This window comes from Streptomyces sp. NPDC047853 (assembly GCF_043204535.1).
In the GTDB taxonomy this organism is placed as follows: Bacteria; Actinomycetota; Actinomycetes; order Streptomycetales; family Streptomycetaceae; genus Streptomyces.
The window spans coordinates 278,982-303,200 of record NZ_JBIDCI010000005.1; the positions used below are offsets into that span (position 1 = coordinate 278,982).

General features: G+C 72.3%; 24 protein-coding genes. 8 read left to right on the forward strand and 16 right to left on the reverse strand.

Annotation, left to right across the window (positions count from 1 at the left end):
• Nucleotides 1-9: 9 nt before the first annotated feature.
• The 3 genes from ACGF5T_RS12690 to ACGF5T_RS12700 all read right to left on the reverse strand — a co-directional run bounded on the left by ACGF5T_RS12690 (nt 10) and on the right by ACGF5T_RS12700 (nt 3,370).
• Nucleotides 10-1,089, reverse strand: a complete 1,080-nt coding sequence (locus tag ACGF5T_RS12690) for a hypothetical protein (protein WP_366766530.1) — start codon at nt 1,087-1,089, stop codon at nt 10-12.
• A 122-nt stretch (nt 1,090-1,211) separates the two neighbouring features.
• Nucleotides 1,212-1,826, reverse strand: a complete 615-nt coding sequence (locus ACGF5T_RS12695; RefSeq protein ID WP_356603210.1) for a LysE family translocator — start codon at nt 1,824-1,826, stop codon at nt 1,212-1,214.
• A 161-nt stretch (nt 1,827-1,987) separates the two neighbouring features.
• Nucleotides 1,988-3,370: a glycine--tRNA ligase gene (locus tag ACGF5T_RS12700; RefSeq protein WP_356603212.1), complete on the reverse strand. Its 1,383-nt coding sequence runs from the start codon at nt 3,368-3,370 to the stop codon at nt 1,988-1,990.
• A 159-nt stretch (nt 3,371-3,529) separates the two neighbouring features.
• Between ACGF5T_RS12700 and ACGF5T_RS12705 the strand changes: the two genes are divergently transcribed.
• Genes ACGF5T_RS12705 through ACGF5T_RS12720 form a run of 4 tightly spaced genes read left to right on the forward strand, consistent with a single transcriptional unit; the run spans nt 3,530 to nt 6,736 of the window.
• Nucleotides 3,530-4,549 carry a metal ABC transporter substrate-binding protein gene (locus ACGF5T_RS12705; protein ID WP_361014512.1) on the forward strand — a complete coding sequence of 340 codons (1,020 nt, stop codon included), beginning with the start codon at nt 3,530-3,532 and terminating at the stop codon, nt 4,547-4,549.
• Nucleotides 4,550-4,587: 38 nt separating this feature from the next.
• On the forward strand, nt 4,588-5,355 hold the full coding sequence (locus ACGF5T_RS12710) for a metal ABC transporter ATP-binding protein (protein WP_356603216.1): 768 nt from the start codon (nt 4,588-4,590) through the stop codon (nt 5,353-5,355).
• Nucleotides 5,355-6,257 (forward strand): metal ABC transporter permease, encoded by a 903-nt coding sequence (locus ACGF5T_RS12715; RefSeq protein ID WP_356603218.1) that lies wholly within the window; start codon nt 5,355-5,357, stop codon nt 6,255-6,257. Before ACGF5T_RS12710 ends, ACGF5T_RS12715 begins: the two co-directional genes overlap by 1 nt.
• A gap of 59 nt (nt 6,258-6,316) precedes the next feature.
• Nucleotides 6,317-6,736: a Fur family transcriptional regulator gene (locus ACGF5T_RS12720; protein ID WP_356603220.1), complete on the forward strand. Its 420-nt coding sequence runs from the start codon at nt 6,317-6,319 to the stop codon at nt 6,734-6,736.
• A 60-nt stretch (nt 6,737-6,796) separates the two neighbouring features.
• Here the strand turns inward: ACGF5T_RS12720 and ACGF5T_RS12725 are convergent, their stop codons facing one another.
• From ACGF5T_RS12725 to ACGF5T_RS12740, 4 genes are read right to left on the reverse strand one after another with little or no spacing between them, the layout of a single operon-like run.
• Nucleotides 6,797-7,666, reverse strand: coding sequence for an isoprenyl transferase (locus ACGF5T_RS12725; protein WP_356603222.1), 870 nt, complete (start codon nt 7,664-7,666; stop codon nt 6,797-6,799).
• Between the two features lie 32 nt (nt 7,667-7,698).
• The gene (recO, locus tag ACGF5T_RS12730; RefSeq protein ID WP_356603224.1) at nt 7,699-8,448 is read right to left on the reverse strand and encodes a DNA repair protein RecO; all 750 of its coding nucleotides are present in this window, start codon (nt 8,446-8,448) and stop codon (nt 7,699-7,701) included.
• A 22-nt stretch (nt 8,449-8,470) separates the two neighbouring features.
• On the reverse strand, nt 8,471-8,689 hold the full coding sequence (locus ACGF5T_RS12735) for a hypothetical protein (RefSeq protein WP_356603226.1): 219 nt from the start codon (nt 8,687-8,689) through the stop codon (nt 8,471-8,473).
• The gene (locus ACGF5T_RS12740) at nt 8,686-8,892 is read right to left on the reverse strand and encodes a hypothetical protein (protein WP_356603228.1); all 207 of its coding nucleotides are present in this window, start codon (nt 8,890-8,892) and stop codon (nt 8,686-8,688) included. The genes ACGF5T_RS12735 and ACGF5T_RS12740 overlap by 4 nt, the downstream gene beginning before the upstream one ends.
• 115 nt (nt 8,893-9,007) lie before the next feature.
• On the opposite strand from ACGF5T_RS12740, the gene ACGF5T_RS12745 reads away from it, so the two are divergent.
• The 4 genes from ACGF5T_RS12745 to ACGF5T_RS12760 all read left to right on the forward strand — a co-directional run bounded on the left by ACGF5T_RS12745 (nt 9,008) and on the right by ACGF5T_RS12760 (nt 13,013).
• On the forward strand, nt 9,008-9,841 hold the full coding sequence (locus ACGF5T_RS12745; protein WP_356603230.1) for a helix-turn-helix transcriptional regulator: 834 nt from the start codon (nt 9,008-9,010) through the stop codon (nt 9,839-9,841).
• The gene (locus tag ACGF5T_RS12750) at nt 9,823-10,134 is read left to right on the forward strand and encodes a DUF397 domain-containing protein (RefSeq protein WP_356603232.1); all 312 of its coding nucleotides are present in this window, start codon (nt 9,823-9,825) and stop codon (nt 10,132-10,134) included. The genes ACGF5T_RS12745 and ACGF5T_RS12750 overlap by 19 nt, the downstream gene beginning before the upstream one ends.
• Before the next feature lie 806 nt (nt 10,135-10,940).
• A complete protein-coding gene (locus tag ACGF5T_RS12755; RefSeq protein ID WP_356603234.1) occupies nt 10,941-11,420 on the forward strand; it encodes a cupin domain-containing protein in 480 nt (159 codons plus the stop codon).
• A 102-nt stretch (nt 11,421-11,522) separates the two neighbouring features.
• Complete coding sequence (locus ACGF5T_RS12760) at nt 11,523-13,013, forward strand: alpha/beta hydrolase (protein WP_356603236.1); 1,491 nt, start codon at nt 11,523-11,525, stop codon at nt 13,011-13,013.
• Here ACGF5T_RS12760 and ACGF5T_RS12765 read toward each other — a convergent pair.
• From ACGF5T_RS12765 to ACGF5T_RS12805, 9 genes are all read right to left on the reverse strand, one after another.
• Nucleotides 13,001-13,678: a response regulator transcription factor gene (locus ACGF5T_RS12765; protein ID WP_356603238.1), complete on the reverse strand. Its 678-nt coding sequence runs from the start codon at nt 13,676-13,678 to the stop codon at nt 13,001-13,003. The genes ACGF5T_RS12760 and ACGF5T_RS12765 overlap by 13 nt on opposite strands.
• On the reverse strand, nt 13,675-14,916 hold the full coding sequence (locus ACGF5T_RS12770; RefSeq protein ID WP_356603945.1) for a histidine kinase: 1,242 nt from the start codon (nt 14,914-14,916) through the stop codon (nt 13,675-13,677). Before ACGF5T_RS12770 ends, ACGF5T_RS12765 begins: the two co-directional genes overlap by 4 nt.
• A 118-nt stretch (nt 14,917-15,034) precedes the next feature.
• Complete coding sequence (locus ACGF5T_RS12775) at nt 15,035-17,074, reverse strand: MMPL family transporter (protein ID WP_361014495.1); 2,040 nt, start codon at nt 17,072-17,074, stop codon at nt 15,035-15,037.
• A 235-nt stretch (nt 17,075-17,309) separates the two neighbouring features.
• Nucleotides 17,310-18,425, reverse strand: a complete 1,116-nt coding sequence (locus ACGF5T_RS12780) for a hypothetical protein (RefSeq protein WP_356603242.1) — start codon at nt 18,423-18,425, stop codon at nt 17,310-17,312.
• Between the two features lie 70 nt (nt 18,426-18,495).
• On the reverse strand, nt 18,496-19,476 hold the full coding sequence (locus ACGF5T_RS12785; RefSeq protein WP_356603243.1) for an SCO2521 family protein: 981 nt from the start codon (nt 19,474-19,476) through the stop codon (nt 18,496-18,498).
• Nucleotide 19,477: 1 nt separating this feature from the next.
• The gene (locus ACGF5T_RS12790; protein ID WP_366769291.1) at nt 19,478-20,443 is read right to left on the reverse strand and encodes an SCO2522 family protein; all 966 of its coding nucleotides are present in this window, start codon (nt 20,441-20,443) and stop codon (nt 19,478-19,480) included.
• The gene (locus ACGF5T_RS12795) at nt 20,440-21,357 is read right to left on the reverse strand and encodes an SCO2523 family variant P-loop protein (RefSeq protein ID WP_361014654.1); all 918 of its coding nucleotides are present in this window, start codon (nt 21,355-21,357) and stop codon (nt 20,440-20,442) included. The genes ACGF5T_RS12790 and ACGF5T_RS12795 overlap by 4 nt, the downstream gene beginning before the upstream one ends.
• 2 nt (nt 21,358-21,359) lie before the next feature.
• The gene (locus tag ACGF5T_RS12800) at nt 21,360-23,204 is read right to left on the reverse strand and encodes an SCO2524 family protein (protein ID WP_356603246.1); all 1,845 of its coding nucleotides are present in this window, start codon (nt 23,202-23,204) and stop codon (nt 21,360-21,362) included.
• Between the two features lie 55 nt (nt 23,205-23,259).
• On the reverse strand, nt 23,260-24,030 hold the full coding sequence (locus tag ACGF5T_RS12805) for an SCO2525 family SAM-dependent methyltransferase (RefSeq protein ID WP_356603248.1): 771 nt from the start codon (nt 24,028-24,030) through the stop codon (nt 23,260-23,262).
• Nucleotides 24,031-24,219 lie beyond the last annotated feature (189 nt).

The following is a 24,219-nucleotide window of genomic DNA, read 5'->3' on the forward strand; positions in this document are numbered from 1 at the left end:
CGCCGTGTCTCAGCCCGTCTTCCGCGTGGACGCGGCCGTTTTCCTGGCGGCGGTCTTCTTGGCGGCGGCCGTCTTGGCGGCGGCCGTCTTCGTGCTCCGGCCGCGCCCGGAGGCGGCCGGCCGGCTGGCGGACGCCTTCTTCGCGGCGCTGCTCCGCGCTGCGCCGCTCCTCGCGGCACTGCTCTTGGCCGTGCTCTTCTTCGCCGCGGTCTTTGTGGCGGTGCTCTTCGTGGCCGCGCTCTTCGTGGCGGTGCTCTTCTTCGCCGCGCTCTTCTTCGCCGCGCTCTTCTTGGCCGTGCTCTTCTTGGCCGTGCTCTTTGGGGTGGTGCTCTTCGTGGCGGCCCTCTTGGCGGGGCTCGCGCCCGCGGAGCCGGGCCCCGCCGCGGTGGACCTGCCCGCGCCGGAGCCGCCCGTACCGGAGCCGCCCGCGCCGGACCTGGCGGCGCCCGACCTGGCGGCCGTCTTCTTCGCGGAGCCGCTCCCCGCCGTGCCGCTCCTCGCGGCCCTCTTCGCGGCGCTGATCTTGGTGGCCGTCTGCTGGGCGGCACCCGACTCGGCCGCGCCCGCCTTCGCCCCACCCGTCTTCGCCGCGCCACCCTTAGCTGCCTGGCTCTTCCGACCCGCGGCCTGCGTGTCCGACGTCTTCTTCGCGGCACTGCGCCGCGCCGTTCCCCCGGCGGCGGCACCGGCTCCGCCCGCCCCCGACCCCGCCGTACGGGACCGCCCCGCGGCCGCCGTACCGGACGTGCCCGCGCCGCGGCCCTCCGTGCCACCGCCCGAGGCCCCCGCACCGTCCCGCAGCACCCGCGCGGCCTCCGCCTCGGGCGACTCCTGCGGTCGCGGCCGCGTCAGCCACGCCACCGCCGCCCCGGTGGCCGCCACCGGCCACTCGACCAGCCCGACGACGCCCAGCACCCCGGCCCCCGTGTACACGAGGGCGCGCCGCCCGCGCGGCGACACGGCCCCGACCTTGTCCAGCGCGCCCTCGGCGACCCTGCCGACCGTCCCGGCACCCGGAACCTTCCGCAGCGCCGACGCGGCCGCGTGCAACGGCCTCGGGAGCGTCTGCGCCGACTTCTGCTCAGCCATGACTGTTTCGTCCTCGCCCTGTGCATGCGGTGGAAATCCTGGAATATCACCATCCGCACAACTCAGGGTTCCCGCACCCCGGGCGCCGCCCCCGGGCGACACCCGAACGCACCCGGACCGCCCTACCGCGCCGTGAACGCCAGCTTCGCCCCCAGCGCCACGAACGACCCCGCGAAGCTCCGCCGCAGCCACGCCATCACCCGCGGCCGGGAGACGACATGGCTGCGCACGGACGCGGCCAGGACGCCGTACGCGGCGAAGACGACGAAGGTCACCGCCATGAACACGCCGCCCAACAGCAGCATCCGCGGCAGGGCGCCGGCCCGGCCCGGATCCACGAACTGCGGCAGGAAGGCGAAGAAGAACAGCGTCAGTTTCGGGTTGAGGATGTTGATCAGCACGCCCCGCAGGATCACCCGTCCCGCCGGGACGGGCTTCCCCCGTTCGGGGGCCACCGTGAGCGTCTCCCTGTCGCGGAGCGTGGCCCACGCCATGTACAGCAGGTAGACGACACCGGCGTACTTGAGGACCTGGAAGGCGGTGGCACTGGCGTGCAGCACCGCCGCGACGCCGGTGACGGTGGCCAGCAGGTGCGGCACGATGCCGAGCGCGCACCCGAGGGCGGCGACGACGCTCGCGCGGCGGCCGCGCGAGAGGGCGGCGGCGAGGGTGTAGACGACCCCGGTGCCGGGGGTCGCGACGACCACGAAGGTGGTCAGCAGGAAGGCGAGGCTCATGGGCACCACCCTGCGGCGGGACGCCCGGGCCCCACAGGTCCAATGGCCCACCCGTATCGGGGACCACTCGTCGCGGGCTCCCCGGACGACAGCGCCCACCCCTCCGCCCGAACGCGTCGGACGGAGGGGTGGGCGAAAGCCGTGGTCCCGGAAAGCGGTCGTCAGCAGCCGACGAGCCTCGACGCCAGGTAGCCCTCGATCTGGTCCAGCGACACCCGCTCCTGCTTCATGGTGTCCCGCTCCCGGACGGTCACCGCGTTGTCGTCGAGCGTGTCGAAGTCGACGGTGACGCAGAACGGCGTGCCGATCTCGTCCTGGCGGCGGTAGCGCCGACCGATCGCACCGGCGTCGTCGAAGTCGATGTTCCAGTTCTGCCGCAGCGCCTGGGCGAGGCCCTTGGCCTTGGGCGACAGCTCCGGGTTGCGGGACAGCGGCAGCACCGCGACCTTCACCGGCGCCAGGCGCGGGTCGAGGCGCAGCACGGTGCGCTTCTCCAGCTTGCCCTTGGCGTTCGGCGCCTCGTCCTCCACGTACGCGTCGAGGAGGAAGGCCAGCATCGCCCGGCCGACACCGGCCGCCGGCTCGATGACGTACGGCGTCCAGCGCTCCTGGGCCTCCTGGTCGTAGTAGGAGAGGTCCTGGCCGGAGGCCTTCGCGTGCGAGGAGAGGTCGTAGTCCGTCCGGTTGGCGACACCCTCCAACTCGCCCCACTCGCTGCCGCCGAAGGAGAAGCGGTACTCGATGTCGGCGGTGCGCTTGGAGTAGTGGGAGAGCTTCTCCGCCGGGTGCTCGTACCAGCGCATGTTCTCTTCACGCATGCCGAGGCCGGTGTACCAGTTCCAGCGCTGCTCCATCCAGTACTCCTGCCACTTCTCGTCCTCGCCCGGCTTGACGAAGAACTCCATCTCCATCTGCTCGAACTCGCGGGTGCGGAAGATGAAGTTGCCGGGCGTGATCTCGTTGCGGAAGGACTTGCCCATCTGGGCGATGCCGAACGGCGGCTTGCGGCGCGAAGTGGTCTGCACCTGGGCGAAGTTGGTGAAGATGCCCTGGGCGGTCTCGGGCCGCAGGTAGGCGACGGAGCCGCTGTCCTGGGTCGGGCCGAGGTGGGTGGAGAGCAGACCGGAGAACTGCTTGGGCTCGGTGAAGGTGCCCTTGTTGCCGCAGTTGGGGCAGTTGAGGTCGGCGAGGCCGTTCTCCGGGGCCTTGCCCTTCTTCTCCTCGTAGGCCTCTTCCAGGTGGTCCGCGCGGAACCGCTTGTGGCAGGAGGTGCACTCGGTCAGCGGGTCCGTGAAGGTGGCGACGTGGCCGGAGGCCACCCAGACCTCCGGGGCGAGGATGACGGAGGAGTCGAGACCGACGACGTCCTCGCGCGAGGTGACCATGTAGCGCCACCACTGGCGCTTGAGGTTCTCCTTGAGCTCGACACCCAGCGGTCCGTAGTCCCAGGCGGCGCGCTGACCGCCGTAGATCTCACTGCACGGGAAAACGAAGCCACGGCGCTTGCTCAGGCTGACGATGGTGTCGATCTTGTCGGCGGCCACGGTGCTCTCTTCATTACGACGACGGTGACTGACTGGTGCGGCGCGAAGCGCCTCCAAGAGAATGATTCAGGTTACCGGCGGGAGCCGCCCCCCGGCCAAATCGGGGGTGCGGGACCGCTTTGTTGACAACGGTTTCCATATTTGTTGAAAATGAGTGTCATGAACGTACGACGACGCCGCATATCCGGCATAGCAGTCACCGCGGCCGCCGCGCTCGGCCTCGGGACCCTCTCCGCCTGCTCCAGCGACGGCTCGGCGGCGGGCAAGCCCGGCAACACCGACAAGTTCGACGTCGTCGCGTCGTTCTACCCGATGGCCTTCCTCGCCGAGCAGATCGGCGGCGACCACGTCAGCGTGACCAGTCTGACCCAGCCCGGCCAGGAGCCGCACGACCTGGAGATCAGCGCCAAGCAGCGCGCCCAGCTCGAGGAGACGGACGCCGCGCTCTTCCTCAAGGGCCTCCAGCCCTCCGCCGACGAGGCCATCGCCCAGTCCGGCGCCAAGACGAAGATCGACGCGGCGACGCTGACCTCCCTGGAGGAGCACGGCGCCGAGGTCGGCGGCCACGCGGACGAGCACGGGCACGAGCACGCGGAGGGCGAGCACGCCGAGGAGGAGCACGCCGGGGAGGAGCACGGCCACGACCACGGCGAGGGCGGCAAGGACCCCCACATCTGGCTCGACCCGGTCAAGTACGCCGAGGTCGCCGAGGGCGTCGGCAAGGCCTTCGAGAAGGCCGACCCGGACCACGCCGCGGACTACAAGAAGAACACCGAGGCCCTGGTCGCGAAGCTCGGCGACCTGAACACGACGTTCGAGACCGGGCTGAAGGACACGAAGACCAGGACCTTCGTCACCACGCACGCCGCCTTCGGCTACCTCGCCGAGCGCTACGGCCTCACCGAGGAGGCCATCAGCGGCCTCAGCCCCGAGGCCGAGCCCAGCGCCGCCCGGGTCAAGGAACTCGCGAGGACGGCCCAGGCCGACGGCGTCTCCACGATCTTCTACGAGACGCTGGTCAGCGACGAGACCGCGAAGACGGTCGCCCGGGACGCCCGGCTGAAGACGGACGTCCTCGACCCGGTCGAGGGCATCACCGAGAAGTCCCGCGGCGACGACTACTTCCAGGTCATGGAAGCCAACCTCAAGGCCCTCCAGGCGGCCCTGGGCACCAAGTGACCGACCAGACGGTCCAGAGCGATCAACCGGAGGGTGGCATGACCGAGCCCGTCATCTCGCTGCGCGGCGTCCGTGCCGAACTCGGCTCCCGCCCCGTCCTGCGCGGCATCGACCTCACCGTGCGCCGCGGCGAGGTCGTCGCACTGCTCGGCGCCAACGGCTCGGGCAAGTCCACGGCCGTGCGCACCGTCATCGGCCAGGTGCCGGTCACCGCCGGGGAGGTCGAGCTGTTCGGCACCCCGCGGCGCCGCTTCCGCGCCTGGGCGCGCGTGGGTTACGTCCCGCAGCGCACCACGGCCGCGGGCGGCGTCCCCGCGACGGTGACCGAGGTCGTCTCCTCGGGCCGCCTCTCCCGGGCCCGCTTCGGCATCCTGCGCAAGGCCGACCACGAGGCCGTACGCCGGGCCCTCGACCTGGTCGGCATGGCGGACCGCGCCAAGGACTCCGTGGACGCCCTCTCCGGCGGCCAGCACCAGCGGGTCCTGATCGCCCGCGCGCTCGCCGCCGAACCCGAGCTGCTGATCATGGACGAGCCGATGGCCGGCGTCGACCTGGCCAGTCAGCAGGTCCTGGCCGACACCCTGCGCGAGCAGGTCGCCGCCGGCACCACCGTCCTGCTCGTCCTGCACGAACTGGGCCCCCTGGAGCCGTTGATCGACCGCGCGGTGGTGCTCCGCGACGGCTGCGTGCTGCACGACGGCCCGCCGCCGAAGGCGGTCGGCCAGCACGCGCTGCCCGGCCACGACCACGTCCACCCGCACGCACCGGCGGGCGCCGAACCGATCCGCACGGGACTGCTGAGCTGATGGAAATCCTGAACTACGCCTTCATGCAGCGGGCGCTGCTGGCGGCCGTCCTGGTCGGCATCACCGCCCCCGCCGTCGGCATCTACCTGGTCCAGCGCCGCCAGGCCCTCATGGGCGACGGCATCGGCCACGTGGCCATGACCGGCGTCGGCCTCGGCTTCCTGCTCACCTGGTCCCCGGTGTGGATGGCCACCCTGGTGTCCGTGCTCGGCGCGGTCCTCATGGAGCTGATCCGCTGGTACGGCAGGACCCGCGGCGACATCGCCCTCGCCATGCTCTTCTACGGCGGCATGGCGGGCGGCGTGATGTTCATCAACCTCGCGCCGACGGGTTCCAACGCCAACCTCACCTCGTACCTCTTCGGCTCCCTCTCGACGGTCTCCGAGTCGGACGTCACGGCGATCTGCCTGCTGGCCGCCTTCGTGGTCCTCGTCACCGTCGGCCTGCGCCGCCAGCTCTTCGCGGTCAGCCAGGACGAGGAGTTCGCCCGGGTCACCGGCCTGCCGGTGCGGGCGCTGAACCTGCTCACCGCCGTCACCGCCGCCGTGACCGTGACGGTCGCGATGCGCGTGGTCGGACTGCTGCTGGTGTCGGCGCTGATGGTGGTCCCGGTGGCCGCCGCCCAGCAGCTCACCCGCAGCTTCGCCGCCACCTTCGCCGTGGCCGTGGCCATCGGCGTCAGCGTGACCATCGGCGGCACGGTCACCTCGTACTACCAGGACGTGCCGCCCGGCGCGACCATCGTGCTGCTCACCATCGGAGCGTTCGTGCTGCTGACCGCGCTGGCCGTGCCGCTGGCCCGGCGACGCGCGCGGGCGGCCGCCGCGGCGGAGCCCTCCGGCGATCCGACGGAATGCAAGATTCCAGCCACCCGGGGGGCCGGCGACGAGTTCGGCGTCTGACTGCCGCCCGGCCGGGCTGGCACAATGGCCCGGCAAGCCGCAGATGTGAGGAGGAACCGGTGACGACCGCTGGACCGCCCGTGAAGGGACGTGCCACCCGGCAGCGGGCCGCCGTGTCGGCGGCCCTCCAGGAGGTCGAGGAGTTCCGCAGCGCTCAGGAGCTTCACGACATGCTCAAGCACAAGGGCGACTCCGTCGGGCTCACCACGGTCTACCGCACCCTGCAGTCCCTCGCCGACGCCGGCGAGGTCGACGTCCTGCGCACCGCCGACGGCGAGTCCGTCTACCGCCGCTGCTCCAGCGACGACCACCACCACCACCTGGTCTGCCGCACCTGCGGCAAGGCGGTCGAGGTCGAGGGCCCCGCCGTGGAGAAGTGGGCGGAGGCCATCGCCGCCGAGCACGGCTACGTCAACGTGGCGCACACGGTGGAGATCTTCGGCACGTGCGCCGACTGCGCGGGTGCCTCCGGCGGCTGAGCCGGTGGGGGCGGGGGCTTCGCCCCGCCCCCCTCTTCGTCGGCCTGACCGGCCTCGTCCTCAGACTCCCCCGGAGGGGGCACCCCCGGACAGGCTGGAACCTTCCGGCCGGCCCTCCATGGCCAACAGCTCCTCGTTCGGGATCGCGCCGCCGAAGCGACGGTCCCGGGAGGCGAACTCCAGGCAGGCCCGCCACAGGTCCCGCCGGTCGAAGTCGGGCCACAGCACGTCCTGGAACACCATCTCGGCGTACGCGCTCTGCCACAGCAGGTAGTTGGACGTGCGCTGCTCACCGCTCGGCCGCAGGAACAGGTCCACGTCCGGCATGTCCGGGTAGTACAGGTACTTCGCGAGCGTCTTCTCGTTGACCTTCGACGGGTCGAGCCGTCCGGCCCGCACGTCCTCGGCGAGGGCCTGCGCCGCGTCGGCGATCTCGGCGCGCCCGCCGTAGTTCATGCAGAAGTACAGGGTGAGCCGGTCGTTGCCCTTGGTCTGCTCCTGGGCGACCTGGAGTTCCTTGGCGACCGACTTCCACAGCTTGGGCATCCGGCCCACCCAGCGGACGCGGATGCCCAGCTCGTCGAGCTGGTCGCGGGTCTTGCGGATGAAGTCCCGGTTGAAGTTCATCAGGAAGCGCACCTCGTCCGGTGACCGCTTCCAGTTCTCGGTGGAGAAGGCGTACAGGGAGATGTTCCGCACGCCCATCTCGATGCCGCCCTGGAGCACGTCCAGCACCCGCTCGGCACCGACCTTGTGCCCCTCGGTGCGCGGCAGCCCGCGCTCCTTGGCCCAGCGCCCGTTGCCGTCCATGACGATCGCCACATGCTCCGGTACCAGCTCACCGAGCCTCGGGGGCCGCGCGCCGGACGGGTGCGGCTCCGGCGTCCTGTAGTCCCGGCGCTGACGCCCCAGGATCCCGCGTACGGCCATGTGTCTCTCGTCTCCTCGTACCGACTGCTCTTCTAGGACTTCTCGACGTAGCGCAGGGAGCGCAGGCCGCGCTCCAGATGCCAGTGCAGGTACGCGGACACCAGCCCGCTCCCCTCCCTGACGTACCGCGACTCGCACGCGTCCGCCGTCCCCCAGTCTCCCGCGAGCAGCGCTCCGAGCAGCTCCAGGGCCTGCGGCGAGGGTACGACGCTGCCGGGCACCCGGCAGTCGGCGCAGACGGTGCCGCCCGAGCCGACCGAGAAGAACCGGTTCGGACCGGGCATGCCGCACTTCGCGCAGTCCCCGAAGGTGGGGGCGTACCCGTTGACCGCGAGGGAGCGCAGCAGGAACGCGTCGAGGACCAGGTTCGGCGCGTGCTCGCCCCGGGCGAGGGTCCGCAGGGCACCGACCAGCAGCAGGTACTGCTGCACCGCCGGCTCCCCCTCGTGGTCGGTGAACCGCTCGGCCGTCTCCAGCATGGCGGTCCCCGCCGTGTACCGCGCGTAGTCGGTGACGATCCCGCCGCCGTACGGCGCGATGGTCTCGCTCTGCGTGCACAGCGGCAGCCCGCGCCCGACCAGCTCGCTGCCCCTGGCGAAGAACTGCACGTCCACGTGGGAGAACGGCTCCAGCCGCGCCCCGAACTTCGACTTCGTCCGCCGCACCCCGCGCGCCACGGCGCGTACGCGTCCGTGACCGCGTGTGAGCAAGGTGATGATCCGGTCCGCCTCACCCAGCTTCTGGGTGCGCAGCACGATGCCGTCGTCGCGGAACAGACTCATGCGGACCATTCTCGCGCATGCTTCAAGGCACCTCGCCACGGCTTCGGGCGTTGGTGTACGCCGTCGCCGCGCTGAGCCGCTCGGACGGAGTGGCGTGGCGCACCTCACCCGGCTCGGCGTCCCACTCGCGCCCCCCGCCGTACGGGCGCATCTGGACGTACGGGCCCTCGTACCCCATGACGACGCCGACCCGTCCGCTGCGGGTGTCGACGGCATAGGTCCCCACGGGCGGCGTCGTCATCGCAGGGCCGCCGCGAGCCGCCTGGCGGTCTCGACGGAGCACCGGCCCAATTCGACGAGCGGACAGGGTGCCTCTCGCGCAAGACTCACCGGGTCGAGCCCGAGCGACGGGAGAGTAATTCCGGCCTTCGCGAGCGCCGCGCGCAATTCTTTCACCGAGTCCTCCGCTTCTTCGACGCAGGGCGCCGAGTGTGGTGCCTTCACCGTGTTCCCCTTCCCTTTACGGTTTCACTCTTCACATCCCCAGAATGACGTGCCGTGACTACACTCGGAGGGAGTCTGTGCACTACAAGTGGGGTTCAGTGGCGGGGGGTTGGTTATGGCCAACGGTTCACGGCAAGCGGCGTGGGAGTTCTTCGGAGCGGAACTGAAACGCCGCCGCGAGGACGCCGGAATCACTCAAGTCGAGCTGGGCGCAAGGGTATTCGTGTCGGGGGGTTACATCGGCCAGTTCGAACAGGCAATTCGCAAGCCGCAGCTGGATGTGGCCCAGCGGATTGACGGGGTACTGCAAACCGACGGTATTTTCGAGCGGCTGTGCAGGAAGTTGATTGATGAACCGGGGTACGCGGATTACTTTGCGGGTGTTGTGGAGCTGGAACGACTGGCGACGCGGATCTGCGAGTTCGCGCCGACGGTCGTACCGGGGCTGCTGCAGACGAAGGAGTACGCACGCGCGGTCACCATCGCCGCGAATCCGTTCCAGTCCGACGCCTACGTCGACGAGATCGTCGCCGCCCGACTGGAGCGGTCGCTGATCCTCGACGACGCTACAAGGCCCGAGTATTGGGTGACGCTTCACGAGAACGTGCTGCGCATCCCGGTGGGCAGCCGCCTGGCGATGGCCGCCCAACTGACCCACATCGCACGGCTGGTGCGGGAGCGCACGGCCGTGGTGGCGGTCCTGCCGTACGAGACGGGAGCGCATGCGGCCATGGGCGGGATGCTGCAGCTCATGGAGTTTCAGGACGCTCCTCCGGTCGCCTATACAGAGACCTCGTTCTCCGGGACGCTGGTGGACGATCCAGCCGTGGTGAAGCGGGCGCAGCGCGCATACGATCTGCTCAGGGTCGCCACGGTGTCGCCGGAGGCGTCCCTGGCCCTGATCGAGTCGGCGGCGGAGGACTTCAGACGATGCGCGAGTACGACCTGACCAACGCCCGCTGGACGAAAAGCAGCTACAGCAATGGCGAGGGCGGCAGCTGCGTCGAGGTCGCGTGCGCCTTCCCGGGCGCCGCCCGCTGGCGCAGGAGCAGCTACAGCAACGGCGATGGAGGCAATTGCGTCGAGGTCGCCGACGGAGTCGTGGGCGTCGTACCGGTCCGGGACAGCAAGGTGGCCGGCGGACCGGTGATCGTCGTCGGGTCGGTCGCCTGGACGGAGTTCGTACGCACCGTGGGGGCCGCCCGCTTCCTTGCCAGTGTCGTGCCTCCGCGACCCGAGTAAAGGGCGCTGCGCGTCGCCTTCGGCGATCGGCCTGCGGCCGACCCTTGACTCGGCCCGCTCCGGCACGAGGGAGAAGCGAGCGAGCGGCCCGGAAAGACGGGTGGCCGAACCGGGTTCACGGTCAACCGTCCGCCACCCCGCACCCGGCGCCGACGGTACGCGCTCGCGCCTCGCCTGCACGCCAGGCCGTCTCGGCGGCGAACGGCGGGTGGTGGGTGGTGGGAGGTGGCGCCACTTCCACCACTGCGACGGGACCGCTCCGCCCGACCACCCCCGCGAAAGCGTGAACACTTCGCAGCAAAGTGTTCACGCTTTCGCAGACCCCTCCCCCGGGACTCCCCCTCCCTTCGACTCACCGGCGGCCGCCGGGCGACGCGGCGTGCCGCCACCCGGCCTGCGCGCGCATGGACCGCCCACCCCACTCCCCGCAAGCCGCTGAGCCGGCCCAGCGTGCAGGCGAGGCGCGAGTGCGCCCCGTACGCCGGGGACCGGGCAGCCGACGTAAGGGACCGTCGTACCCGGGCACCCGCTTTCCCCGGGCCGCCCGCTCGCTTCTCCCTAGTGCCGGAGCGGGCCGAGTCAAGGGTCGGCCGCAGGCCGATCGCCGAAGGCGACGCGCAGCGCCCTTTACTCGGGTCGCGGAGGCACGACACTGGCGAGGAAGCGGGCGGCCCCACGGCCACTCCTCCGGCGGGCGGTCCCTCGGACCTACGCCCCACGGCCCGCCCCTTCGATCTTGCGGACGATGCCCGAAGTGCCCTCCGTCGGGGAGAGTGGCCCGGACACCCACGGAGAGAGGGGCACCCATGTCGTACCCGGAGCCGCGCTACCTCGGCGAGAAGGGCGAGATCAACGCCGTGTTCAGGGGTGCCGACACCCCGCCGGACATCGTCTCCCCCGGCGGCACGAAGACCCACTACCTCGCGAGCCACGCCTCCACCGGCGGGGAGTTCGGGCTGTACAAGGTGGACATGGGCCCCAGGGCGCCGGGCGCCAGGACGCACTTCCACCGGAGCATCTCGGAGTCCTTCTACGTCCTGTCGGGCGAACTGAAGCTGTACGACGGCGAGCGCTGGGTCACCGGCCGCCCGGGCGACTTCCTGTACGTGCCGGTCGGCGGACTGCACGCCTTCAAGAACGACAGCGACGACCCGGTCTCCATGCTGATGCTCTTCTCACCGGGCGCCCCGCGCGAGGAGTACTTCGAGCACGTGGCCGAGTTCGCGCAGCGCGGCGGCGAGGAGCTGAGGGAGTTCCAGGTGAAGCACGACAGCTTCTTCCTGTGAGGGTCGGGGAGAACCCGGAGGGTCCTTCCTGGGGTAATCCCCCCTGCTTTTCGGGTTGTTGCCCGGATGGGGAGGGCCCTGGACATCCGCGAGGCTCGTCGCATGACGCAGCGCACCCGCACCCTCCGCAACGCCGCCGTCGTCGGCGTGTCCACGGCCCTCCTCGGCATCACCGCGCCGGTGACCGCCTCCGCCGCCTCGCGCCCCGCCGAGCCCCTCGTCTGGACCGCCTGCCAGGGCACCGGTCTCGACCCCCGTCAGCAGTGCGCCACCCTCCGGGTCCCCATGGACCACGCCGATCCGGACGGCCCCCGCATCGACATCGCCGTCTCGCGCATCCCGAGCGAGAACCCGGACGCCCGGCGCGGAGTGCTCCTGCTCATCGCGGGCGGCCCCGGCGGCTCCAGCCTGAACGACCCCTCGGGAAAGGGACGGAAGCTGCCCCAGGACGTCCGTGACACCTACGACCTCATCGGGTTCGCGCCGCGCGGACTCGCCCCGTCCACCTCCGTCGACTGCGGCCTGGAACACGCCGACCTCGCCACCTCCCGGCTCCGCCCCTGGCCCTCCCCCGACGGCTCGGTGGACGAGGCCATGGCCACCGCCCGCCGCACGGCGGACGCCTGCGCCCGCAACGGCGGCGAGCTGATCAAGCACCTCAGCACGGCGAACGAGGCCCGCGACATCGACCTCCTGCGGGCCGCGCTCGGCGAGCGGCGGATCTCCGCATGGGGGACGTCGTACGGGACGTACGTGGGGGCGGTGTACGCGCAGAAGTTCCCGCACCGCACCGACCGCGTCCTGCTGGACAGCGTCGACGACCCGGACCCGGCCCGCGTCAACCGCGCCTGGCTGGCCGCGCACGAGCAGGGCGTCGAGGACAGCTTCCCGCACTTCGCGGCCTGGGCCGCCGAGCCGGGCAACCCGGACCGGCTGGCGCGCAGGGCCGCCGACGTGCGGCCGATGATGCTGCGGCTCGCCGCCCGGCTCGACCGCGAACCGATCCCCTGGCCCGGCGCCAACCCCGAGGAGCTGAACGGTAACGTGCTGCGCCAGACCATGCTGGACAGCCTCTACTCCCCCAGCCGCTACCCGACGCTCGCCCGGCTGATGCGGGCCGCCCAGGAGGGCACGCTGCCGTCCGCGCCCCAGGCACCGCCCGAGGCCGTGCTCCAGAACGTCACCGCCGTGGGGGCCGGGACGCTCTGCAACGACGTGGCCTGGCCCACGTCGCAGGCCGTGTACGAGAAGGGCGTCGCCGAGAGCCGCGCCAAGTACCCGCTCACCGCCGGGATGCCCCGCAACGCCATGCTGTGCGCCGCCTGGCCGTACCCGCAGCGCGAGGCGCCGGTGCGGATCACCGACGAGGGGCCGTCCAACATCATGCTGCTCTCCAACGAGCGGGACGTCGCCACCCCGCTCGCCGGCGCCCTGAAGATGCGGGAGGCGCTCGGCCGGCGCGCGGTCCTGGTCACCGTGGACTCCACCGGCCACAACCCCTACCTCGCCAACGGCAACGCCTGCGGCGACGAGACCGCCTCCCGCTTCCTGGCGACCGGGCAGCGGCCGGGCACGGACGCCTACTGCCGCTGACCGGTACCCGGCGTCACCAGCCCCGACTCGTAGCCCACGATCACCAGTTGCGCCCGGTCCCGCGCCCCCAGCTTGCCCATGATGCGGCTGACGTGGGTCTTCGCGGTCAGTGGGCTCAGTCCGAGGGAGTCGGCGATCTCCGTGTTGGTGAGGCCGCGGGCGACCAGGGTGAGCACCTGGCGCTCGCGGTCCGACAGGCAGTCGGGGCCCGCTCCGCCCGCCGCCGGCGTGGCGGGGCTGCGCAGGAAGCGTTCGATCAGCCGGGCCGTCGGGCCCGGTGACAGCAGCGCGTCGCCGGCCGTCACCGTGCGGATGGCGTCGAGGAGTTCGGCGGGCCGCGTGTCCTTCACCAGGAAGCCGGAGGCGCCCGCACGGAGCGCCTCCACGATGTTGTCGTCGGTGTCGTAGGTGGTGAGGACCAGCACCTTCACGCCCGCGAGGTCCTCGTCCGCCGCGATGAGCCGGGTCGCCTCGATGCCGTCCAGGTCGGGCATGCGGATGTCCATGACGACAAGGTCGGCGCGTTCGGAGCGGGCCCGTTCCACGGCCTGGCGGCCGGTGCCCGCCTCGCCGACGACCTCCATGTCGGGGGCCGACGCGACGAGCAGGGCGAACGCGGCGCGGACGAGGTTCTGGTCGTCCGCGAGCAGCACGCGTATGGTCATCCGTCTCTCTCCGGGGTCGCGGGCATCAGGGGGGCGGCGGGCGCCGAGGGAGTCGCGGGGGTCGGCAGGAGCGCCGTCACCTCGAAGCCGCCGGCGCCCCCGGCCCTCGGCCCGGCGTCGAGTGTGCCACCCACGCTGCGGGCCCGTTCACGCATGCCGACGAGGCCGAAACCGGGGGCGCCGTCGAGGGCGGGGGCTGCTGCGGGGTCGTCGGTGCCGGCGCCGTCGTCCGTCACGGACAGGCGCAGGGCGCCCCGCTCGCCGCGCACCTCGACGCGGACGGACGGTTCGGGGCCCGCGTGGCGTACGGCGTTGGTCAGCGCCTCCTGCACGATGCGGTAGGCGGCGGCGCCGACCGCGGGCGGGACGGTGCCGGCGTCCACCGACAGCTCGGCCCGGGCTCCGGCGAGCCGGGCGGCCTCCACGAGGTCGGGCAGTCCGTGCAGTCCGGGCAGGGGGCCGCGCGCGTCGGGCGCGTCCTGCTCCCGCAGGACCTCCAGCGTGGTCCGCAGCTCACCGCGCGCGGAGCGGCAGGTCTCGGCGATGTCGTCGAGGGCCTTGGCGACCGTGGCCCGGTCCAGGCGGTCGGGGTCGGCGGTCAGCACGTGGGCGGCGACCGAGGTCTGCACGCCGATGAGGGTGATGCTGTGGGCCAGCAGGTCGTGCAGGTCCCGGGCGACGCGCAGGCGTTCCTCGGCGACGCGGCGCCGGGCCTCCTCCTCGCGGGTGCGTTCGGCGCGCTCGGCACGTTCGACGATGGCGGCGACGTACTGGCGGTAGTAGCGGACGTCGACGCCGGCGAAGAGGATGGCGACCACCCAGCCGGAGATCCGGAGCAGTTCGACGGCCTGGTGGGTGTCGACGGTCAGCATGATGCTCACGGAGAAGGTGAGGACCGCGACACCGGTCAGGATCGTGCGCAGGGGGCGGCCGGTGACGGCGAGCGTGTAGAGCGCGACGTAGGAGGCGGGGCCGGGCGCGGCGTGGTTGTTGTCCAGGGCGTGGTACGGCCCGACCAGGACCACCACCGCCGCGAGCACCAGCAGCGGGTGCCGGCGCCGCCACACGATCGGGACGTGCGCGGCGACCAGCAGCGCCCAGCCCGCCGCGTCCGGGCGGCGGCCCTCGTCCGTGAACAAGGCCAGGCAGGCCGCCGCGGCGAGCAGGACCGCGGCGAGCACGGCGTCGTTGCGGGTGCCGTGCGGGGCGGTGCGGGGGTCGCGGTTGATCACGGCCATGATCCGCTCGCCGAGGCGGGGCCCGGACGCGTTCGCGGTGGGTGCGTGCACGGGTCCATCCTCCGCGACGGGCGCGCCCCTCCGGGAGGGGAGGGGCGCGCTCCGGTCGTGGTGCGCCTCAGACGCCGACGGTCTCCCGCTCCCCGGCCGGCGCCGGGTCGCCGGGGGCCCGGGAGAGCCGGCCGGGCCACCACACCCGGCGCCGCAGGAGGACGCTCGCGCTGGTGACCAGGTAGGTGCGGACGAGGAAGGTGTCGAGGAGGACGCCGACCGCGATGACGAAGCCCAGCTCGACCAGTTGCACCATCGGCATGTTGGTGAGCACCGCGAAGGTCGCCGCGAGGACCAGCCCGGCGGAGGCGATGACCCCGCCCGTGGTGCGCAGCGCGGTGAGCGCGGCCCGCGTGGGTTCGGCGCCGCGCAGGGACTCCTCGCGCATGCGGTGCATCAGGAAGATGCCGTAGTCCACGCCGAGCGCGACGAGGAAGACGAACGACAGCAGGCCCAGGCCCGGGTCGGTGCCCTCGAAGCCGAACAGCGGGCCGAAGACGAGGCCGCCGATGCCGAGGGCCGCGCCCCACACGGCGACGACGGCGGCGACCAGGATCAGCGGCGCGACCAGGGACCGCAGCAGGGCCACGAGGATCAGCAGGACCGAGAGCAGCACGAGCGGCACCACGAGGGCGGTGTCCCGGGCGTTGGTGGCCTCCAGGTCGATCTGCTGCGCGCTGGGGCCGCCGACGTAGGAGCCGTCGAGCCGGTCGCGCAGGGCCTCGATGGTGGCGGTCTCGGCCGCCGACTGGGGCGGGGCGGAGGCCAGTACGGTCAGTTCCGTCCAACCGCCGCCCTCGCGGCCCTTCTCCGCGCTGTCGACGCCGGGGGTGTCGCGGGCGGCGGCGAGGGCGGCGTCGGCGCGGTCGGTGGGGGCCATGACGGCGATGGGCTGGGTGCCGCGCTCCGGGTAGGCGGCGGCGAGGGTCTCCATCGCGGCGATGGCGTCGGGCCTGCTGGTGAAGGAGTCCTCCTGCTTGAGGGAGCCGGGCAGGTTGAACGAGCCGAGCGCCAGCGCGCCGAGCAGGACGGCGCCGCCCACGAGCACGGCACGGGGCCGGCGTTCGGCGAAGCCGCCCACCGCGGCCAGCAGCGACCTGCGGGCCCTGGGCGTGCTGCCGTAGCGGGGGACGAGCGGCCAGAAGACGCGGCGGCCCAGCAGGACCAGGAGCGCGGGCAGCAGCGTGAGCATCGCGGCCAGCGCGCACAGCACGCCGACGGTGCCGAGCGGGCCCATGCCCCGGCTGGAGTTGAGGTCGGCGGCGAGCAGGCACAGCAGTCCGGCGGCGACGGTGCCGGAGGAGGCGAGCACGGCCGGTCCGCAGCCGCGCAGGGCGGCGAGCATGGCGTCGTGGGGGCGTTCGACGCGGCGCAGTTCCTCGCGGTAGCGGGAGACCAGCAGCAGCGCGTAGTCGGTGCCGACGCCGAAGACGAGGATGGTCATGATGCCGGTGCTCTGGCCGGAGACCGAGGTGCCGAACCACTGGTTGAGGCCGTAGGCGACGCCCATCGACAGGTAGTCGGCGATCCCGGCGACGGCGAGCGGGACCAGCCAGAGGAAGGGGCTGCGGTAGATGAGGATCAGCAGCAGGGCGACGACGGCGGCGGTCGTGTAGAGCAGCGGGCCGTCGAGCGAGTTGTAGACCTCGGCGGCGTCCGTGGCCAGCGCCCCCTCACCGCCGACCTCGACACTCAGCCCGTCGCCGCCCCGGGCGACGTCCCGTACGGCGTCGACCAGCGCGTCGCGGGCCTCCTCGTCCTGGCCGGGTTCGGTGCTGATCACCGGGTACATGAGGGTGGTGCCGTCCTCGGACGGGATGCCGGTGGGGCGGACCGTCAGTTCGTGCGCGCCCGCGATCTCGTCGATCTGGCCGGCGGCGGTGGCCTTGTCGGCGGCGGTCAGACCGGCGTCGCGGTGGTAGACGACGACCATCTCGGTGGCCCCGCCGCCCGGCAGCCGGTCCTGGATCTCGGCGACCTGCGTCGAGTCGGCGCTCGCCGGCAGGTAGTCGACGGGCCGGTCGCGCTGGACGTCCGACAGTTTCGAGGCGAACGGTGCGGCGACGGCCAGTACGGCGATCCACAGCCCGAGCACCAGCCAGGGCACGGCCCGGCGCCGCCTCCCGCCCGCCGGCCTGCGCCGCCCCCCACCCGCCGTCCCTGCCTCACCGCTTGTTCTGACGGCCCCCATCTGACGGGCTCCCTCCGCTGGATGTCCGGTTCGCTGTCCAGACTTCCGGCGGCGGGGCGGTGTCGCGTCGGACGTGAGGGCGAGTCCGCGGCTACTGCCCGGGGTGACACCCGGCCGCTTCTGCTCCCCGGGGAGTACGGGGGGCGGGCGGTCAGGCCCGGTCGACCATCCAGTTGCCGTCCTCCTCGGCGTCGACCCGCACCTCCAGCTCGCGCAGGCCCATGCCGGCGTCCCACAGCTCCTTGAAGCGCTTCAGCCGGTCCCGCACGTAGTCCTGGCGCGCGGTGAGCCGGGTCCGGACGTTGACGTCGCGCAGGTCCTGCTCGATCTCGAACGACACCTCCTCGTCGTAGAGGATGAAGTCGTTGGTGGTGCCGCGCTGGAGGTGCGGGGGCAGTTCGGGCAGGACGGCCACCCGGACGTCGATGCGCCGCAGTTCCTGCTCCTCGCACAGTCTCAGCAGCCGGTCGTCCAGCTCCCGGGCGCTCTCCAGCAGGAACAGCCGGCGCACCGAGACGCCCTGCTCGTCGATGGCCTCCTGCTGCGCGTCCAGGTAGCGTCCGGCGGGTTCGCTGTTCCAGAACTCCCGGTCGACGGAGGTGCTGGTGGCACAGATGGAGTGCTCGGCGGCCCGGGTGAGGGTGAGCATCCAGTCGTGGTTCTCGCCGGGGCACTCGGCGCTCTGGTTGGTGAGGTCCGCCATGTGGCCGACCACCCGGGTCATCTCCAGGTGGACGAAGGTGTGCAGGATCGACGGGTCGGGCAGCAGCACGTCGGCGAAGCCCTTGGCCAGGTCGGGCACGCTGTCGATGCGGGCCCGGTCCAGCGGCGGGTAGGAGTCCGCCGACCGGTGGTCCGCCTGCGTGACGTGGCGCTCGACCAGCTGCTTCACGTCCTCGGTGTGCCGGGTCAGGCCGGTCCGTAACTCGTCGTCGTACCGGGTCAGGCCCTCCCGGACGGCGGCGGTGTTCTCGGCCAGGGCGCTCTCCACCCGGCGGGTGTGCTCCTCCAGCCGCACGCCGTCCGGGAGGGGGGCCGGGCCGAGGAGGTACTGGACGGCCAGGGCGGCGCCGGCGCAGAGCACGGCGGCCGCGAACTGCCGCAGCGTGCCGTCCTCGGGGCTCAGCAGCGCCGTGACACTCCAGAACAGGGCGCCGACGACCAGGGCGACCAGCAGCATGCGGGCCCAGGGCGACTCCCCTCTCGGGTCCGCCGGGTCCCGTGTGCGGGCCGTGTCGTCGGGGCGGGGTGACTGTGCCGTGCTCATCTCGCTTCTCCCCCCGTTGGGATGCGCGTCGGATCGGGGCGGGGATGTGCGTGGGAGGCGCCGGCGCCGGTCAGGGGACCGACTCCACCTCCCGGTGGGCTGAGGGAATGGCGTGCAGGGTGAGCTGGTCGCGGATGCGCTGCACCAGGGCCCGCCACTGCCGGCTGAAGCCGGGCCGCTCCTCGAGCGGGTCCCACAGCGGGGCCAGGTCCCCGGCCACCCGGGCCGCGGGCATCCACAGGTGCAGCAGGTGGTCGACGGCCGGGCGCAGCGCCCGGACGACGGCGCCCGCGTCCTCGGCGGCTCCCTGGCCCAGCCGGAGGCCGTCGAACATGCGGACCACGGTGGTGAGGAGCCAGTCGTGCAGGGCGAGGTCGTCGCAGAGGACGGCGAGGTCGGCGCCGTCGGTGCCCTCGGGCACCCGGAGCCGTACGGTGCGCAGTTCGTCCTCGGCGAGGGTGAAGCGCTCGATGGTGGGGCCCTCGCCCGGTCCGGCGGGCAGGGCCACCCAGCGCAACCGGGTCGGGCGGGACCGGAAGGGCGGACGCTGGTCGAGGAGCGGGTGGCGCAGCAGCCGGGTGAGCAGCCCGTCGGCTATCACCCCGACGTCCAGGTCCCCGTGGAGTGCGCCGTCGAGCACGCCCTGCGCGACCGCCTCCAGGGGGAGCTTCCCCAGCGGTTCGACCACGCCGGGCCGCACCAGGTACTCGCCCCACGGCCGCCGCTGGTCCGGGCCCGAGGCGGGTGCCCGGAAGCGGGCGGAGGTCTGCAGCAGGCGCCCCTCGGTGAGCGCGGCGCGTGCGGCGACGGTGCCGACCGCGCGGACGCGGGCGCCGTTGGCGCTGGGCAGCGGGCAGTCGACGCCGGTCAGGGTGTCGGGGGAACGCGCGTAGAGGCCCGGGCGCTCGGAGAGCAGGACCCGTTCGTCGGCGCGCAGGGCCAGGAGCTGGGCGGCGGACCGGATGTCCAGGGCCTGCCGGGCGGGCAGCAGGCAGGTGCGGACCTCGCCGCAGACGAGGTCCCCGCCCGGAGTGCGCTGCCGCGGCGCCACGTCACGGCCCCGCGTAGTAGACGTAGGAGACGCGGTCGGCGACCGAGTCGGGGACGGGCACACGCTCCCGGCCGGAGCGTTCGGCGACCTGGGCCAGCGCTCCGGGGTCGACCTCGATCTGGTCGAGGATCACGCGGACCGCGTGCTCGACGGGGAGGAACCGGGTGGGCAGCACCGAGCAGGTCCGGTAGGCGGCGAAGGGGTCCGCGCGGTCGTCCAGCCGGAGCAGGGCGGGCAGGTCGTCCCAGTCGTCCGGGAAGCCGGTGCCGGTGTGCGGCTGGGGGACGAGGACGGCGTCGCCCTCGTTGCGCAGCAGTCCGAGGCGGGCGAGCTGCCACACGGCCGCGAGGAAGGGGCAGGACCAGGTGCGGTGCCCGTCGGCGTCGTCGCTCCACAGCTCGACGTCGAGGAAGACGGAGTGGTGGCGGGCGGCGGTCTCCCGGGGCGGCTGCCAGGGGGTGGCGCGCTTCATCGCCTGCGGGGCGCGGGCGACGGGGCTGCGCTCGCCGTTGGCCAGCCAGCCGGTCTGCGCGGCGGGCGGACGCAGGCCGTGGCTGCCGGGGGGCGGCGACTCGACGATGCGCCCGGCCACCGCCTCGGCGACGGGCACCTTGCCGGTGACGGCGCAGCCGGACTCGCGGGCCAGGTAGTCGATGGCCAGCCCCGCCCGCTCGGCCTCCGCGAGCAGCATGGGCACGACGTCGGCGGGGGTGGAGAAGCGGGTGAAGTAGTCGTCGATGAGGAAGCAGGTGCTGATTCGGGCGCGTTTTCCGCCGGCCCGGGCGGTGGCGGCGGTGCGGGCCGCCTCCACCCAGGGGCGTACCTCGGCGAAGTGCCGGCGCAGGCGGGCGGGCCCGGCCTCGAAGTCCTCCATGTACAGGTGGCCCAGCTCCAGCGAGAGGTGCGCGAGCGGCACCGACTGGGTGCGCGGCTCGGCGGCGGTCTCCCGGAACACCTCGTCCGTCACGGCCGCCCCCAGTGCGAGTCGTCGGTGAGCCGCCGGGCGATCTCCTCCAGCGCTTCGAGGGTCTCCTTGTTGGCGATCTGGGTGGAGAGCACGTCCTCCTCGGTGATCAGCTGTTCGCGCCACTGGAGTATCGGCTCCAGCGGTACGACGCCGAGCACCACGCTGTCGCCGATGCGGTGCTCCGCGGCGAGCCGGCGCAGCGCCTCGTCGCAGGCCTGCATCCAGGCGGCCTGGGCGGGCGAGCCCTGGGACCACAGCGGCGACTCGGGGTCGGGTACGGCCGCGCGTACGAAGCGGATCGCGGCGCGCAGGACGTCCTCGTCGTGGCCCCGGTCGACGCCGCCGCCGATGATGCCGTGGGCCGCGTGGACGAGGCCGGAGGCGGCGATCACGTGCTGGCGCGTCCAGCGGTGGAAGACGAGCCAGCGGAAGGGGACGTGGCGCATCCGGGGATGGGCGGTGGCCGCGAGGGCCATGTCGACGGCGTAGCTGCGGCCCGCGCTGAGGTCGACGACGGTGATGTCGAACTCGCCGTTGAGCCGCAGCAGCAGGTCGACGCACCGCTCCAGGGTCTCCTCGCCGGTGGCGAACTCGCCGCCGCCGGCGTCGCCGGGGAACAGGACGAGCCGGCCGGACTGGTTGGGCCGGGCCCGCAGCAGGGGGTGTTCGGTCTGGCGCCAGACGTCGATCCTGGCCGGCTCGGCGGTGTCGCCCTCCAGGTAGGAGTGCAGGCCGCGTTCCTCGGTGCCGCGCACGGCGCCGGGCACGTCGAAGACGGCGGCGGCGGTGGGCGAGCCGAAGTCGAAGTCCACGTAGGCCACGTGATCGCCGGTGAGGGCGCGCTGGTAGGCCAGGTTGGCGCTGGTCACCGAACGCCCGGTGCCTCCTTTGTCGGAGGCGGCGAAGACGAGCACGCTCACACCTCCTGCGCGGCGGCTCCCCTGGCCTGGGCCAGGGTGTCGAGTTCCTGCAGGACGGGGAGGGCCAGCGCGAAGGCGGTGGCGGGGCGTTCGTCGACCAGGCCGCGGGCGTGGTCGAGGCGGCTCTCGATGCTGCGCATGGCCCGGGCCCGGCTGCCGTCGGGGGCGGCGGACGCCTCCAGCTGTTCCTTGCCGAACAGGTGGGTGGCCTCGCTGAGCAGTTCGCGGGCCAGCTCGGCCAGTTCCGGACTGCGGATGGGCTGCTGCTCGTAGAGGTTGCGGGCGGCGACGAGGCACTCGGTGACGCGCTCGGTGATGCTCCAGGACATGCGCAGGCCGGCGGTGCGCGCGTCGGGGTAGACGGACCGGACGTCGTCCCAGAGACCGGCACCGTCCTCGTCGTCGATGCGCCGGGCCCACAGGTGCTCGAAGGCCTGCTCGGCCAGGCGCAGCAGCCGGTCCTGCGCGCCGATGTTCCGCGAGAGCGTGGCCAGTTGGATGATCCGCTTGAGGAGCTGGGCCGAGTAGTCGGTCATCCGCCACAGGAGGACCCCGCCGGAGTGCTCGGACCCGGCGAGCGGCATGGTGACGCCGGGGGTGTGCAGCCTGATGGTGGGGTCGTCCTTGGTCATCCGGCTGGTGACCCGGCCCCGGTCGGCGAGGCGTTCCATGACGGCGACGGTACGGGTGAGGTCGTCGTCGGTCGCCTTCCGGCGGATCAGGTCGTGGACGAGGATCGCCGCGACGGTCAGGGAGAAGTACTCGGACTCCAGGCGCAGGCCGGTGGTCTGCCAGGGCAGGTCCTCCAGGGGCCAGCGCTCGGCGCCGAAGCGGGCGATCGCGGACCAGTACTGCTGGCTGAGTTCCCAGCGCAGGCGCAGCGCCTCGGCCAGCTTCTGCTGGTCGGCGTCGAGCAGCCCGAGGGTGAGGGTGCGGTCGGAGAACAGGTCCTGGATGCCGTCGAGGGCGACGACCGTGAAGTACACGTAGGGCAGCCGGTCGGCGATGCCGTCGGGCTGCCCGTGGACCTGGACGTCGAGGTCGGTGACGGTCGGCGCGTCCTTGACGATGCCCCAGGCCCAGCCGCACTCGAAGAGCTGGCTCTCGTCGCGGATGCCCTCGTCGACCTGGATGCCCCGGGTCAGGCTCTCGATGATGGTGGCGCGCAGCGGGCGTAACTTGCGGGAGAACTGCTGGAGGACGGCCCGGTCGGACTGTCTGCCCTGTCCGACGACCTGGATGAGCCGCTTGCCCTGCTCGGACTCCGCGTCGAAGACGTTGACGGTGAAGGAGCGCAGGAGGCTGACCATGGCGGCGGTCAGCCGGGCGTTGGTGGCGTCCCTCAGCTCGGCGATCGCCCGGAGCACCTCGGGACGGGTCGTGGTGCCCTCGTAGACCTTGAGGAATCCGAGGGTGGCGAGGCAGAGCGTGACGGACATGGAGTAGGAGTCGACCACGCCCAACTGGCTCTGCTCGTGGGTGATCTCGCCGTCGGGTTCGGCGGGCCGGAAGTAGTGTCCGCCCGCGAAGGTGGGGCTGTCGTCGGTGCCGGTGTGCGTGCGCATGAACTGGGTCAGCGCGGTGATCAGGTTGGGCGGGATCTCCAGCCGGCTGCCGATCCGGTCGAGGGCGCGCAGCACGTCGCGTTCGGTGGTGTCGGGCTGGTCCAGGCGGAAGGCGGGAACCTCGGTGGCCGGGTACAGCAGACAGAGCAGGCGCTCGGCGTCCGCGACGCTGCTCAGCCCGTCGGTGTCCCCCCGGACGAGTTTCCCGTCCTCGAACGAATGACGGGCCATGGCCTGCCAGATCTCCAGCATGTGCTGGCGTGGCTTGATCTGCATTCCCCGCACCCCTCGTACAGACCCCGTTGCCCTGTGTTCAGCATGGTCCCCTTTCCTAGGGGACGGCAACCTCCGAATTGCGCCGCCCGAGGGCGAGAAGGATTCCCTCGTGTCCCGGCCGCACCACGTGGTGCAGATCGTGGATCTCCAGCTCCGTGGTGAAGGGTTCGAGGCTTTCCCTGGCCCGGTCCTCGTTCACCCGGTAGGCCGGATAGTCGTGTTCGCCGACGCGGTAGCCGACCGACTCCTTCATGAACGCGGCGGCGAACGGCGCACCCGCGCCGAGGGCGTTCATGAAGCAGCGCACACCCCGCTTGAACTCGTCCGGGCACTCGGACATGGAGTCGGCGACGAAGAACATGGTCCCCATGTCCCAGCGCCGGTGTCCGTCGAGGTCGAACAGGTTGCCCCGCTCCACCCGGACGATCTCGCCGAACCGGCTCCTCGGCTCGACGGCGGCGTAGGCGGGGGCCTCGCTCAGTACGTCCCAGAACGCGTCCCACGCCGTGTCGAAACCCCCGGAGGAGACCTGCCGCTCCAGGTATTCGACATTCGGACGCGCGAATTCCAGCAGGAGGATCTTCTCGCACCACGGGAGCATGGAGAGGGCGGGATAGAGATTCGCCCCGGCACCGACGTCGACGCCCCGCACCGAATCGGGCACGCCCCGGGAGAAGCAGCGGCCGAAGTGCTCGCGCATCAACCGGACGATCAGCCGGTCCACTTCGAGCGGCGTCCGGTAGTTGTTGTCGACGTACACCTCGGGATCGAACTTCGACCAAGGTGCGTCGGCGTTGCGATCCATAGTCACCCTGCCGCGTTCCATGTGAATTCCGGACAAGCCCCAGTGCCGTGCACGGTAGGCCACCAGGACAGGTCGAGACAGCCGGGAACACGCCAGACCTCGTCCGCCGGGCGCACGTCGGGCGCACTGACGCACACCCTAACTCGCCCTTGCACGAGCCCAGTTGGAAGCTCACTCTAGCCAGAAGGGATCGATGGCCGCCATACGAAG